A 12,916-nucleotide genomic window follows, 5' to 3' on the forward strand; every position below is an offset into this window, starting at 1 on the left:
AGCTGACCGCCTGGTTGCTGGATCGGGCGAAAAACAACCCGAATGAAATCGGTGCCGCCTCGGTCGAGTACCTGCAAGTCTTCGGCTACGTGGCTTACGCCTACATGTGGGCACTGATGGCCAAGGCTGCATTTGGCAAGGAGGCGCAGGAGGATTTCTACGCGAGCAAACTGGGCACGGCGCGGTTCTACTTCGCGCGTTTGCTGCCGCGGATTCACTCGTTGAGCGCGTCGGTGAAGGCGGGTAGTGAAAGCCTGTACCTGCTAAATGCCGAGCAATTTTGATGCGGCACGTATCACGCCAACTGAATATCAAGGAATTCCCATGAACGTTTTAATCGTGCATGCCCATCCCGAGCCAAAATCCTTTACCGCTGCGCTGCGCGACCAGGCCGTTGAGACGTTGCAGGCCCAGGGGCATCAGGTCCGGGTATCCGACCTTTACGAGATGGACTGGAACCCGGTGGCCAGTGCCGGGGATTTCTCCGTCAGAGAGAATCCCGAATATCTGGTTTACGCGCTCGAACAGCGACGCAACAGCAAAGAACTCACCCTCGCCGCTGATATACAGCAAGAGCTTGAGAAATTGTTATGGGCAGACCTGTTGATCCTCAATTTTCCGATTTACTGGTTCTCGACACCGGCCATTCTCAAGGGCTGGATAGATCGGGTATTGGTGTCCGGCATCTGCTATGGCGGTAAACGGTTTTACGACCAGGGAGGCCTGAGCGGCAAAAAAGCACTGGTAGCCGTGACACTGGGCGGGCGCGAACATATGTTCGGCGAGGGCGCGATCCATGGTTCCCTGGAAGACATGTTGCGCCCGCTCTTGCGCGGGACTCTGGCTTATGTCGGGCTGGAGGTGCTGAAGCCTTTTGTCAGTTGGCATGTGCCGTACATCAGTGCTGAGGCTCGACAGGAATTTTTGCTCAGCTATTGCCAGCGCCTGGAGAACATCGATGCGGATGAGCCCCTTGAGTACCCGCGCTTGAGTCAATTCGATGATCGTCTTTATCCCGTCAAACCCATTCCGTAAAAACGGACACCGACTCCTTGTGATCCAGGCAGGCTAGGCGCTCGCGTCAGTTTCATGCTCGTCTGCAAACGCCATGAGTACCTCCAGATCGAGTACCTCCAGCTTGATCCGGGAAATAAAAGCGGAGAACGCCAGGTTGGCGGCGAGCAGACGCAGATCGGACGCCCAGGCCGGGACATGGACCGGTCCTTGGAGCCAGCCGGACTCGAAGAGCGGGGCCAGGCGTACGGTATCTCCCAGATTGAGGCGCCCGGCGAACAAATGGCCCACCAGTTCCGGCCGGTTGTCGCGGATCGCGATACGCAGCAGGGTGTGGACGCCGAGCAAACCCGTCAGGTAGGCGGCATCCTTGGTGAACGCCGAACCGCCGCGCAGGTCGGCGCCACGGAAAACCCGTTGGGTCGAGCGGAAGGATTCCTCTTGCGACTGACCGGCCGCGAGAAAGCTTTCGAACACCTGGATGAAATCGGCGCCATCCAGCGCCTGCTGGACCGCGAGCACGCGCAGAGCGAGGCGGCGCAAGCGATTGATGTCCATGCTGCCGGTGAACAGCTCGGCCAGCGTGGCGATGCCTTCCTGGGTCTGGGTCGTGCGTGGCGCCCCCAGCCCCAGGCTCTTCAGGTTAGGTTGCAGCGCACCGTTTTGTGCCGTGGCCACATGCACGAAAGCTTCGTGCTGCAATAGCTGATTCTTGTCCAGCTCGGAGAACAGGGCGCTGGCCCGCAGCCGGATGCGACTCGCCCCGGCGATGGCTTTGGCGGCCAGGGTCGGGTCGAGCACGACTGTGATCCGTCCCGGTCCGAAGAAACGGTCGAGTTCCGGCTGCATCCACCCGGCGAAGACTTCGGCCGGGATGTCGGCCGGGCTCGGTGGAATCCGGGCGCTGCCCAGAAGGGCGTCGGTGGTTTTGAGGAAGAATCGGGCCGCGTCCAGCATGCTTAACTTCTGGCTCGAATAGTAGAAGTCCGGGCGCCGGTACAGCGCTGACGAATACTGAGTAAAGGCGGGAGTGCCGATGGCACCGAGCATGCGCCCGGCGGTGGCATAGCTGCGCGCCGTCATGGCGAGGTGACGCCCGGCCGGATGGCCCTCATCGCAGCGGCCGATAAAGGCTTCGAGGGCGGCGATGTCGGCGTTGTGGTTGCGGGCGCGCAGCTCAACCCTGGGCAGTTCTGCCTGCCCGGCGCGCCAACGCGCCAGGAAGACTTCCTCAACCCCTTGAGGCCAGGCCAGGGCATCCAGCACACGGATCTTGCGGGCCAGACCGGGCAGGGCGGCATCGAGTTCGGACAGGGGCGCGGCGCTCATAGAGATCTCCCTGGGAAACAAGGTTCAACCGAAAAAGCTTAGTCGTTGTCGATGCATTGCGTTGTGACAGGCAAGGCTGCGCAGACGTTGAAAGACCAGAGGAACGAGGCACTTGGATTGATCCATGTGATCACAGGAGCGAAAAAATCTTTTCAACCTACACTCAACTGGGTTGAGAACGCCCTGGAAAAGAACCGTGCTTTTTATATTGGTGAGGTCTCGAGCATGGCAAAAGACAAGAAAAAAGCCCCCAAGCGTCACGCTGCTGAAAGCCTGAAACTGAAGAACAAGGATTATCTTGAGCAGCTGCGCAGCCTGCATGTCGAACTGGTCAAATTGCAGGAGTGGGTAAAAGCCAAGGGCATCAAGATCTGTATCGTCTTCGAAGGTCGAGATGGCGCGGGCAAAGGAGGGACGATAAAAGCGCTCACCGAACGCGTGAGCCCCCGTGTCTTTCGGGTGGTGGCGCTGACGGCGCCGAGTGAGCGCGAGAAAAGCCAGATGTACGTCCAGCGTTACCTGCCGTACCTTCCTGCGGCTGGCGAAGTGGTGATTTTCGATCGCAGTTGGTACAACCGGGCGGGCGTCGAGCGGGTGATGGGATTCTGCACCAAAGAGCAGGTTGTCAGCTTCCTGAAGACAACGCCTCTGGTGGAGCGTGCAATCGTCGACTCAGGCGTGATCTTGCTCAAGTACTGGCTGGAAGTCAGCGAAGACGAGCAGACCCGCCGGCTCCAGGCTCGCATCAAGGACGGACGCAAAATCTGGAAGCTGACCCCGATGGATCTCAAGTCATACAGCCGTTGGTACGACTATTCACGCGCACGTGACGAGATGTTCAAGGCCACTGACACCGACCATGCCCCATGGCTGGTGGCCAACTCGAACGACAAGCGCCGGGCGCGCCTTAACATCATCACCGATTTGCTCAGCCGCATTCCGTACAAGGATGTACCGCGCGAGGAGGTGATATTGCCCAAGCGGCAGAAACCAGGCGGCTATCGCGATCCGGATTATCCGCACCGGCGGGTTCCCGAAAAGTTCTGACGGACACGTTCAAGCGAATCGGCGCTGTACACAAAAAGGGCAACGTCCTATGAGCCAGCCGGATTCTTCGTCTCCCGTTCCGGAACCGGGCCGAATATTACGTCGCGATGCCAGCGGTGCGACCGGCTGGGACCGTTGGTTTCCGGGGCTTCAAACGTTGCGCGGTTACCAGCTTGCCTGGTTGCGTCACGACATCGTTGCCGGCCTGGTGCTCACCACGATGTTGGTGCCCGTTGGCATCGCCTACGCCGTTGCATCGGGCGTACCCGGCATCTATGGCCTCTACGCAACCATCGTTCCGCTGCTCGCGTACGCCTTGTTCGGGCCTAGCCGGATTCTGGTGCTCGGTCCGGATTCGTCATTGGCCGCCGTGATCCTGGCGGTGATTTTGCCCCTGTCGGGTGGCGACCCGCATCGCGCAGTCGCCCTGGCGGGCATGATGGCGATCGTATCAGGGGCCGTGTGCATACTGGCAGGCATCATGCGGCTGGGCTTCATCACGGAGTTGCTGTCCAAACCTATCCGTTACGGGTACATGAACGGCATCGCCCTGACCGTATTGATCAGCCAGTTACCCAAGGTATTCGGTTTTTCAATACAGTCCGACGGCCCGGGGAGAAACCTGTGGGCCATCGCCACGGGAGTGCTGGAAGGCAAGACCAACTGGACCGCGTTCATGATCGGCGCAACCACCCTGGTCGTGATCCTTCTGCTCAAGCCCTACAAACGGGTGCCAGGCATCCTGATTGCAGTGGTCGGTGCGACGATCACCGTCGGGGTGCTGGACCTTGGCACGCGTGCCGGGGTGTCGGTGCTCGGTGCTCTTCCACAAGGTTTGCCTGCGTTTGCCATCCCCTGGATCACCCGTGCCGATATTGTTCCCGTGCTCATTGGCGGTTGCGCCGTCGCCCTGGTGTCGTTCGCCGACACCAGCGTACTTTCTCGTGTCTATGCGGCGCGGACCCGCACCTACGTGGACCCGAATAGGGAAATGACGGGGCTCGGGCTTGCCAATCTGGCGGCTGGATTTTTTCAGGGGTTTCCAATCAGTAGCAGTTCGTCGCGTACCCCCGTGGCTGAAGCCGCAGGGGCCAAAAGTCAGTTGACCGGCGTGGTGGGTGCGTTGACCGTGGCCCTCCTGCTGATGGTGGCGCCGAACCTGTTGGAGAATTTGCCCGGCAGTGCATTAGCAGCCGTGGTGATTGCTTCAGCCATTGGCTTGATTGAAGTGGCCGACCTGCGGCGAATTTATCGCATCCAGCGCTGGGAGTTCTGGCTGTCGATCGTTTGCACCGTCGGCGTGGCTGTGTTTGGCGCGATCGAGGGCATCGGCCTGGCCATCCTGATCGCCGTCATCGAATTTCTGTGGGATGCCTGGCGGCCGTATTCCGCAGTGCTGGGGCAAGCCAAGGGCGTCAAGGGTTACCACGACATCCAGCGTTATCCCGACGCGAGCCTTATACCTGGCCTGGTCCTGTTTCGCTGGGATGCACCCTTGTTCTTCGCCAACGCCGAACTGTTCAATGAGCGAGTGCTCGACGCAGTGGCTGCATCACCTACGCCGGTGCGCTGGTTAGTTGTTGCGGCAGAACCCGTCACCAGTGTGGACGTGACCTCGGCCGACATGCTGGATGAACTGGACGAAACCCTGCACGCAGCGGGAATCAAGTTGCGCGTGGCCGAGATGAAGGACCCGGTCAAGGACAAACTGAAGCGATTCGGGCTTTTCGCAAGGCTTGGCGAAACGTCGTTTTTTCCCACCATAGATGATGCCGTCAGCAGCTATCTGCTGACTTACCCCGTGGAGGGAGCAAGTCGGCTGGACGAGGTTCGCTGAGTGTACTGAAGTCCCTCAGTGGCGGTCGTTCTCAGCCTTCTCAGAGGGCGGTATCGCCTTGATCGACTGCGGGGGCTCTAGCTCAAGCCATCCGTGCACGACTGAATGTTTCAAAATGTGAAAAAAATGTCGAAATGAAGAGAGTGATTGAGTTAGATTCCTATTAGCGTTCTCAAAAGTGGTCGCGCTTGACCCCCTTGCCGTAGGAATTTGCTCCTTGAAACTTCGCTTCTCCGCCAGTCTTCTACTCGCCGGTGCTTGCAGCGCCGTGTCCTTCGTTCATGCCGCTGATGATTTGACGTTGCCGGCTACGCAGATCGACGGCAGCACTGAACTTGTCGACGTTCCGAGCGTGGGTTACCAGAGCAATCCGGCTTCGAGCACGACCCGGTTGGGGCTGACAGACAGGGAAACGCCGCAGGCGGTGACGACGATTACCCGGCAGGCGCTTGATGATTTCAAGATCACCGGGATCAAGGACGCCCTGCGTTCAGCGCCATCGGTGACCGTGGAGCAAACCGAAACCGACCGGACCGAATTCACCTCGCGCGGTTTTGACATCAACACGTTCCAATACGACGGTGTGGGCATGCCGTTCGTGGGCACAGTGCTGGTGGGCGACCAGGATCTGGCGGAGTTCGAACAGATCGATGTCTTGCATGGCGCCAATGGCTTGATGAGTGGTGCGGGCAACCCGTCAGCCACGGTCAATTTCGTGCGCAAACGTCCGACCGAGACTTTCCAGGCGCAAGTCGACACCAGCGTCAGTTCCTGGGACGGGCGTCGGGTGGACGTGGACGTTGCCGGCCCGTTGACCCCCACGGGCAATGTCCGTGGGCGCTTCATCTACTCCCACGACAAAGGCAATTCCTGGATGGATCGCTACAGCCATGAGCGTAACGTCGCCGCTGGACTGTTGGCCTTCGATCTGTCCGACGCCGACACCGTGACGGTGGGTTTCTCTCAGCACAACAGCGATTCCAACGGCAGCACCTGGGGCAACCTGCCGCTGGTGGATAACGATGGCAACGCCATCCACTATGGCAGCCGCAGTTCCAGCATCGGTCAGGACTGGACCTACTGGAACCTGCACACCCAGCGCGCCTTCACCGAACTCAAACATGACTTTGGCAATGGCTGGAACGCGACGGTCACCGCAACGGGCATTATCGAGAAGCAGGACACCAACATGCTGTATGTCGCCGGGGTTTCCGGTGATGACACGTCGGTTTTTGCTGCCAACACCAAAAGCGAAGCTCATCAGTTGCTGGGTGATGCCAAGGTCTCCGGTCCGTTCAGCCTGTTTGGCCGCGAGCATGAGCTGACGTTGGGTGCTGCTTATGGTCGTACCCATCAGAAAGCCCGGGAATACGATGCGGTTGAAGGCGGCTACTACGACGCGTCATTCTCGGACGTGCTGGCGGGGAACCTGCCGCGTCCGTCGTTCCTGTTTACCAGCGACACCAACACCCAGAATTTCAGCGACACCCAGAAGAGCCTTTACGCAGGTGCCCGGTTCAGCCTGGCCGATGACCTGCACTGGATCGCCGGTGCGCGGATGATCAGCCTGGACGGTTCCGGCGATAACTACGGGTCCGATTACTACACGCGCGCACACGGCAAGGTCACGCCTTACACAGGCCTGGTTTACGACCTGGACGAGCAGTGGAGCGTGTATGGCAGCTGGACCAAAATCTACAGCGCGCAGTACAACCTGGGCACCGACGGCAAATTGCTCGCACCCCTCGAAGGCAAGAGCATGGAAGCCGGTGTGAAGGGCAGTTTGCTGGATCACCGCCTCAACGTGACAGCCGCTGCCTTCAAGACCGAACAGCAAAACGTGGCAGAGTCCGCCGGCTTCGTCGATGGCCGATTTGTCTACGACCCCATGGACTACAAGAGCCACGGCGTCGAACTGCAAGCCTCCGGCGAAGCACTGCCTGGCCTGGACCTGCTCGGCGGTTACACCTACGTCACCATCGACAACGATGACGGCGACAAGGCGCGTAAATATGTGCCGACCCATAGCGTGCGCGGCATGCTCACCTATCGTCTGCCAAGCTTGCCGCAAGCGAAGATCGGTACGCGGGTCAGTTGGCAGAGCGCAGTGGAAAACGACACCAACAGCGCTATCCGCCAAAACGCCTACGCCTTGCTCGACTTCATGGCCAGCTATGACATCGACAGCAACTGGAGCACGTCGGTGAACCTGAACAACGTCACCGATCGCAAATACCTGCTCTCGCTTTACAACAGCGCCACGACCGCCAGCTACGGTGCACCTCGCAACGTGGTGGCTTCCGTGACCTGGAAATACTGATGTCTTCTGAGGGCTCGGTGTGACTGAGCCCTCGCACCTTTCAAGCACCCGTCGCGGAATCAATCCAGCATGACTGCCCGAAAACTGCGTATCTGGTACCTGGTTCACAAATGGACCAGCCTGGTCTCTACCGTCTTTCTGTTGTTGCTGTGCCTGACGGGGTTGCCACTGATTTTTCATGAAGAGATCGAACACTACTTCGAGCCTCACCCGGAACTGCGTGCGCTGACCGCTGATTCGCCGCGAATCGATTACGACAAGGTCGTCGCCGGTGTATTGGCGACCTGGCCGGACGAGGTCGTGCGTTTCGTCGGATTCGACCCGGATAGCCCGCTCGGTGTGGTGTTCACGGCAACCAGCCTGACGCCTCCGCCGATCGAAGGTCACTCTCAGCCGTTCGATACCCGCACCGGCGAGCTGTTCCCGCCGGCGCAGCCGGACGATGGGTTCATGAACCTGATGTTGCGTCTGCACACTGATCTGTTCATGGGGCTGCCGGGCTATCTGTTCCTCGGTTTCATGGGGTTACTGCTGGTGGCTTCGCTGGTGTCCGGCGTCGTGGTGTACACCCCGTTCATGCGCAAGCTGGACTTCGCCACCGTGCGAACAGGGCGTAGCGCACGCTTGAAATGGCTGGACCTGCATAACGTGCTCGGCATGGTCACCCTGACCTGGGTGCTGGTCGTTGGCGTGACAGGGGTGATCAATACCCTCGCGCTGCCCATCTTTGGCCTGTGGCAGAGTGATCAGTTGGCAGACATGACTGCACCTTACAAGGATGCGCCGCCGCTTGAGCGCCTCGGGTCATTGCACAAAGCGCTGGAAGCCGCCCGCCAGGCTGCGCCAGACATGGAGCCGAGTTTCGTCGCCTTTCCCGGTACTCAGTTCAGTAGCCAGCATCACTACGCGGTGTTCATGCGCGGAACCACGCCCCTCACCGCACGACTGCTGAAACCGGCACTCGTGGATGCGGTGACGGGCGAGCTGACCGATATACGGGAGATGCCGTTGTACGTGAAGACGTTGCTGATCTCGCAGCCGTTGCATTTTGGAGACTACGGTGGCTTGCCGTTGAAGATTATCTGGACGCTGCTCGACGTCATCAGCATCGTCGTCCTGGGCAGCGGTTTGTACCTCTGGATCCGCCGACGCAATCGGCCGATGCCCAAGCATCTGGTTGAGTTGAACGCCAACCGTTCGAGCGTGGAGGGCAGGGCATGAGACGCGGACTGTGGATGATCTTTCGCTGGCCTGTGGTACTCGCTGTTGTAAGCCTGTTCGGCCTGCTGTCGGCACTGATTGGCGATGGCGTCTTTGACGTGTTGTCGTGGTTGGGCCTGGGTGTGCCGCTAGGGCTGCTCGGGGTGGTGTGGCTACGTTTACGGCGCGCAAACCGGTTGAACTTAATTCGCGAAATCGAAGGGAAGTGAACCCCGCAATGAAGCTGATATCATTCAGCAACTTACACGCTGGGTGGACACCATGAATCGTCAAAAGAAATTACAGCAGTTATTCAAGGCGAAGGCTAAAAAAGCCAGTGCCAAACTGGCCCCGGTCAGCAAGGATAAATACATCAGCAAAGCGGACCGGGCGAAGCTGGCTGAGGAAGCCGAGCGCGAGGCCATCAGTTCCGCCGAGAGCTGATCCATTGAGCTGCGTCTATTGAGATGCGTTCACCCGTCGGGCAAACTCCTGCCGCTTCACTGGCCGATAAAAGGAGTTTACGGATGCCATTTCCACTGACGGAATACAATGCCTTGTTAGCCCTGAAGGGCGTAGGTCCCGCCGTTATTGCTCGTCTTGAGCAGATGGGCATCGACTCCCTCGCTGAGCTCAGCACAGCGAATGTGGGTGACATCCTGGCTCAGGCATCCGCCGCAACGGGATCGACTTGCTGGAAGAACAGCCCCCAGGCTCGGGCCGCCATTAGCGCGGCCATCGGCCTGGCAAAAGATGCTCAGTTGAACAGACAGGCAAGTCCACCCAGCGCTTAGAGCAAGCTCCACGACACCCCGACGTAAACCCCCAAACCCTCACCCGGCGTAGACCGTGCGGCGTCCAGACCTTTGTCGTCGTAGCCCGGTGTGACGGTGGCGGCGTAGTGCTTGTTGGTCAGGTTGCGCATGTCCAGCCAGGTCTGCCAGTCACCCTTGGGCGCGTTGTAGCCCAGGGTTGCGCCGAACAGCGCGTAGGGATCGGCTTCGTAGCTGTTGGCGTAGTCGACCTCCACTTTGGAAACCAGCTGCGTGTTGAGGGCCGCGAAGAAACCCAGGGGCCAGTCGTAGCGCAGTTCGCCCTGATAGTAGTGCATCGGCAAGCCGGGCAGGCGATTGTCGCCGAAGCGGTCGTCGTCCTGGTAATGGAAGTCACTGAAGGTATAGCTCTGGCGCAGGCTCAGCTGACCACCGTCGTGCGGCGACCACAGGTTGCTTTGCAGGCTGGCTTCCACGCCTTGGTGGATGGTGGGGCTGGCGTTGAGTTCGTAGGGCGTGGTGGCGTTGGCGTCCGGCAGCACCGAGAGCAACTCGTTGTGCACTTGCGCGTAGTACCAGGCCAGGCTCCATTGCCCCATGGCGCTGTCGCCACGGCCGCCGATTTCCAGCGTGGTCGCCGTCTGGTTTTGCAGCTTGACCGGATCGCGCTGGGCACCCGTGGCGGCGCCGCTGCCTGCCGGGAATCGAACATTCGAGCTGTAGATCAGCGACCACGGGTGCGGCGCTTCGACCGAACGGCTCAGGTTGCCGAACAGTTGCAGGTCAGGCGTCACTTGGTAGCGCAAGCCGAGGCGGGGGGCGTAGTCCCAGTCGTTCAGGCTGGTCTTGCCGCCACTTTCCGGGTAGGTCACGGCGCTTTCGCGGCGGGTGTAGATGGCGGCCAGGCCGGTGGTCAGCCACAGGTCGTCGGCGATTTCCAGATCGTTGCCGATGTGCAAGACGCTGTCCGAACCCTGGTAGGTGAAGTTGCGCATGTGCGTGCCGGGCGCGTAACCGGCGGTGTTGCCGGTGGGGATACGCACCAGCTCGCTGGCGCCGGCATTGGGCAGGTGTTTGGTCACGCGCAAGCCCATCGTGCTTTGGCTTTCCAGACCCCAGAGCGTGTCGCGACGCTTGTAGTCGACCGTGCCGCTGACGTCGGTGTACGCCACCTTCAAACGGTTGGGGCCTTCACGCAGGTCCATGGGATAGTCGTGGTAGACAAGACCCGTCTGGAGGCTCGAATCGTCATCGATGTACCAGGTGGTTTTGTTGCCGAAAAAGGTGCTACCCGGCTGCTCGCGGCGGTCGTCCCGCGAGACGTAGGCCGGGTTGGCCGCGCGTGGGTCGTGCTCGATGGAATGTTTGGTCACCCGCCCGGCGAGTTCGTTGTCGGTCTGGCGGTAGCGCAGGTAAAAGCGTGTTTCCAGGTTCGGGTTAAAGCGATAGCCGACATTGGCGATGATGCCCTGGCTCTCGCTGTCCGTGTGGTCCTGATAACCGTCGGAGCGGGCGTCGGTCAGGGCCACGTAGTAGTCGGCGTTACCCAGCACCTGACCCGAACTGACCTGGCGCTGCAGGTAACCGTGGCTGCCCATCGAGTAGCGTACTTGCAGTTTCGGCGCGTTGTAGCCGGTGTGGCTGATGTAATCAATTGCCCCACCCAGGGCGAGGGCGCCCCTGTCGAAGCCGTTGGCACCGCGCAGCACTTCCACGTGGTCGAGCCACAAGGGCTCCAGCAATTCATAGGGCGTGCCGCCCGGGCCGGTCAGCGGCAGACCGTCGAGCATGGCGTACAACCCCGAGGCATGGGCGCCGGGTGCACGGTTGATCCCTGAGCCACGGATCGAAATCTTGACCCCTTCATTGCCCGCAGACTGCGCATAAATCCCCGGCTGATAAGCCAGCACATCCTGATTGCTCGCCACGCGGCCCTGCAGGTTGCGGCGCATGTCGACCACATTGGTGCCGCCGGGCACCTGTTCAAGCCGGACCTCAGCCTCCTCGATCGACGCGTCTTCGCCGCTGCGATCCTCAGCGCCAATCAGCACCTGGCCCAGTTCCATGCCCTCGGCTCCAGCCATGGCCGGACAGACAAGGGCCAGGCCCAGCAGCGCAGCGGGCAGGGATTTTGGCGAGGGCATGGGGAGAACTCCAGACGTATGGGAACAGGCAGTGAAGAACTGCGACGTAGGGAAGGACGAAGGAAACACATGGCAATTTTGTTTTTTTAGGCCGGGTGCGGCGGTGACGAGTTTGTTTGACGGCGATTCTGGCCCCATCGCGATGGGGCCGGAACAGTCAACACATGCATTGAAACCAGATAATCACTGTAGGGAGGGAACGTGTCGCGAGTCGGATTGCATTTATGTGCGCAGCGGCGCTGACCCCGGCGCACGAGCCGCGCTGTTGCGCACTTCGGTCGCGGTGCAGCCGAAGTGCTGGCGGAAGCTGCGGGTGAATTGGGCTTGATCACTGAATCCCCAGCGCATGGCCAATTCGCCGATCGACAGATGACAGTTAGGGTCGAGCAGGCCTCTATGGACGGCCTCCAGACGTCTCAGACGAATCCATTCCCCAAGACTGTAGGGCGTGCTGTTGAAGAGTTTGTGCAGGTAGCGCACTGACAGGCCACAAGCGTCAGCGATCAATGGCGGCGTCAGGTCGGGGTTGCCCAGGTGCTGCTCGACGTAGTGTTCGATGCGTTGCAAATGCAGCGCGGCGAGGTTCGAGTTTTCGCTGCCGAGCACGCGCTCATCTTCGCGCAGCGCCATCAATAAGGTTGAAAGTGCCTGCTCCAGCAGCATGTGGCGGGCGGCTTCGTTGCATTCATCGAAACGTGCGGCGCACATGGCCAACTGATCGACGAAGATTCGACCGAGCCCGCGCCTGGCATCGAAGCAGAAGCGGGTATAGCGCTCGGCACCGCGCAGTTGTCCGTGCAGCGCGCGCTCCGGGAGTTTGAAGACCCACAGATCGTTGTCGCTGGCGTAGTGAAAGCGGTATGGGGCATCGCCACGTTCGACGATGAAGCCTCCGGGCTGGCAATGCAGTGCCCGGCCATCCTGTTCGAAATGCACTTCACTGCGACGGGGCACGGTCACGAGGTAGCAGGCTTCGTTATCTTCACTGACCTGCGCTTTGCTGCGCGAATAGCCGAGCTGACTGGAGCGCAGGCGGGACAGGGTCAGCGGGGTGCTACCGGTTTCCCAGATTTGCAGGCTGCCACTGAAGGAGGCACTGGGGGCGAATTCCAGGGACAGCGGAAAATAGGCGCAGGCGATGGCGTCTGCCCATAGGGGCTGGCGTTGACTGTCGGACCAGGAGCGTGTGGAAAGTTTGTACGCCATGGCTGCCCTCGTATGATTTTTATTATGAGGACGGTGCCGACGTAAA

The 12,916-nt window shown here is 60.2% G+C and carries 12 protein-coding genes; 9 read left to right on the top strand and 3 right to left on the bottom strand.

The window, feature by feature from the left end; genetic code table 11:
* Both H7698_RS14775 and H7698_RS14780 read left to right on the top strand, forming a co-directional pair.
* Positions 1 to 284: acyl-CoA dehydrogenase C-terminal domain-containing protein (locus H7698_RS14775; protein ID WP_194691875.1), on the top strand; the 284-nt coding region annotated here is incomplete at its 5' end.
* Positions 285 to 324: 40 nt separating this feature from the next.
* On the top strand, positions 325 to 1,035 hold the full coding sequence (locus tag H7698_RS14780; protein WP_194691876.1) for an NAD(P)H-dependent oxidoreductase: 711 nt from the start codon (positions 325 to 327) through the stop codon (positions 1,033 to 1,035).
* 33 nt (positions 1,036 to 1,068) lie between these two features.
* On the opposite strand, the gene H7698_RS14785 is transcribed toward H7698_RS14780, so the two are convergent.
* Positions 1,069 to 2,343: a flavohemoglobin expression-modulating QEGLA motif protein gene (locus tag H7698_RS14785; RefSeq protein WP_194691877.1), complete on the bottom strand. Its 1,275-nt coding sequence runs from the start codon at positions 2,341 to 2,343 to the stop codon at positions 1,069 to 1,071.
* Positions 2,344 to 2,568: 225 nt separating this feature from the next.
* On the opposite strand from H7698_RS14785, the gene ppk2 reads away from it, so the two are divergent.
* The 7 genes from ppk2 (at position 2,569) to H7698_RS14820 (ending at position 9,541) form a co-directional block, all read left to right on the top strand.
* Positions 2,569 to 3,390, top strand: coding sequence for a polyphosphate kinase 2 (gene ppk2 / locus H7698_RS14790; RefSeq protein WP_194691878.1), 822 nt, complete (start codon positions 2,569 to 2,571; stop codon positions 3,388 to 3,390).
* A 49-nt stretch (positions 3,391 to 3,439) separates the two neighbouring features.
* Entirely contained in the window at positions 3,440 to 5,227 is a 1,788-nt protein-coding gene (locus H7698_RS14795) for a SulP family inorganic anion transporter (protein WP_194691879.1), read from the top strand.
* Positions 5,228 to 5,444: 217 nt separating this feature from the next.
* Positions 5,445 to 7,547 (top strand): TonB-dependent siderophore receptor, encoded by a 2,103-nt coding sequence (locus tag H7698_RS14800; RefSeq protein ID WP_194691880.1) that lies wholly within the window; start codon positions 5,445 to 5,447, stop codon positions 7,545 to 7,547.
* Between the two features lie 69 nt (positions 7,548 to 7,616).
* On the top strand, positions 7,617 to 8,768 hold the full coding sequence (locus tag H7698_RS14805; RefSeq protein WP_194691881.1) for a PepSY-associated TM helix domain-containing protein: 1,152 nt from the start codon (positions 7,617 to 7,619) through the stop codon (positions 8,766 to 8,768).
* Entirely contained in the window at positions 8,765 to 8,977 is a 213-nt protein-coding gene (locus H7698_RS14810; RefSeq protein ID WP_194691882.1) for a hypothetical protein, read from the top strand. Before H7698_RS14805 ends, H7698_RS14810 begins: the two co-directional genes overlap by 4 nt.
* A 52-nt stretch (positions 8,978 to 9,029) precedes the next feature.
* Entirely contained in the window at positions 9,030 to 9,191 is a 162-nt protein-coding gene (locus H7698_RS14815) for a DUF2986 domain-containing protein (protein WP_162440721.1), read from the top strand.
* An 83-nt stretch (positions 9,192 to 9,274) separates the two neighbouring features.
* Positions 9,275 to 9,541 (top strand): helix-hairpin-helix domain-containing protein, encoded by a 267-nt coding sequence (locus H7698_RS14820; RefSeq protein WP_194691883.1) that lies wholly within the window; start codon positions 9,275 to 9,277, stop codon positions 9,539 to 9,541.
* Here the strand turns inward: H7698_RS14820 and H7698_RS14825 are convergent.
* Positions 9,538 to 11,664, bottom strand: coding sequence for a TonB-dependent receptor family protein (locus tag H7698_RS14825; RefSeq protein WP_194691884.1), 2,127 nt, complete (start codon positions 11,662 to 11,664; stop codon positions 9,538 to 9,540). The two genes, H7698_RS14820 and H7698_RS14825, sit on opposite strands and share 4 nt — an antisense overlap.
* A gap of 222 nt (positions 11,665 to 11,886) precedes the next feature.
* Positions 11,887 to 12,870, bottom strand: coding sequence for a helix-turn-helix domain-containing protein (locus tag H7698_RS14830; RefSeq protein WP_194691885.1), 984 nt, complete (start codon positions 12,868 to 12,870; stop codon positions 11,887 to 11,889).
* Positions 12,871 to 12,916: the final 46 nt, after the last annotated feature.

Source organism: Pseudomonas sp. p50(2008) (genome assembly GCF_015351605.1).
Lineage (GTDB): Bacteria > Pseudomonadota > Gammaproteobacteria > Pseudomonadales > Pseudomonadaceae > Aquipseudomonas.

Coding starts and splice junctions, on each gene's coding strand:
- H7698_RS14815 (WP_162440721.1), top strand. CDS start 9,030: ATGAATCGTCAAAAGAAATTACAGCAGTTATTCAAGGCGAAGGCTAAA.
- H7698_RS14820 (WP_194691883.1), top strand. CDS start 9,275: ATGCCATTTCCACTGACGGAATACAATGCCTTGTTAGCCCTGAAGGGC.
- H7698_RS14825 (WP_194691884.1), bottom strand. CDS start 11,664: ATGCCCTCGCCAAAATCCCTGCCCGCTGCGCTGCTGGGCCTGGCCCTT.
- H7698_RS14805 (WP_194691881.1), top strand. CDS start 7,617: ATGACTGCCCGAAAACTGCGTATCTGGTACCTGGTTCACAAATGGACC.
- H7698_RS14830 (WP_194691885.1), bottom strand. CDS start 12,870: ATGGCGTACAAACTTTCCACACGCTCCTGGTCCGACAGTCAACGCCAG.
- H7698_RS14785 (WP_194691877.1), bottom strand. CDS start 2,343: ATGAGCGCCGCGCCCCTGTCCGAACTCGATGCCGCCCTGCCCGGTCTG.
- H7698_RS14795 (WP_194691879.1), top strand. CDS start 3,440: ATGAGCCAGCCGGATTCTTCGTCTCCCGTTCCGGAACCGGGCCGAATA.
- H7698_RS14780 (WP_194691876.1), top strand. CDS start 325: ATGAACGTTTTAATCGTGCATGCCCATCCCGAGCCAAAATCCTTTACC.
- H7698_RS14810 (WP_194691882.1), top strand. CDS start 8,765: ATGAGACGCGGACTGTGGATGATCTTTCGCTGGCCTGTGGTACTCGCT.
- ppk2 (WP_194691878.1), top strand. CDS start 2,569: ATGGCAAAAGACAAGAAAAAAGCCCCCAAGCGTCACGCTGCTGAAAGC.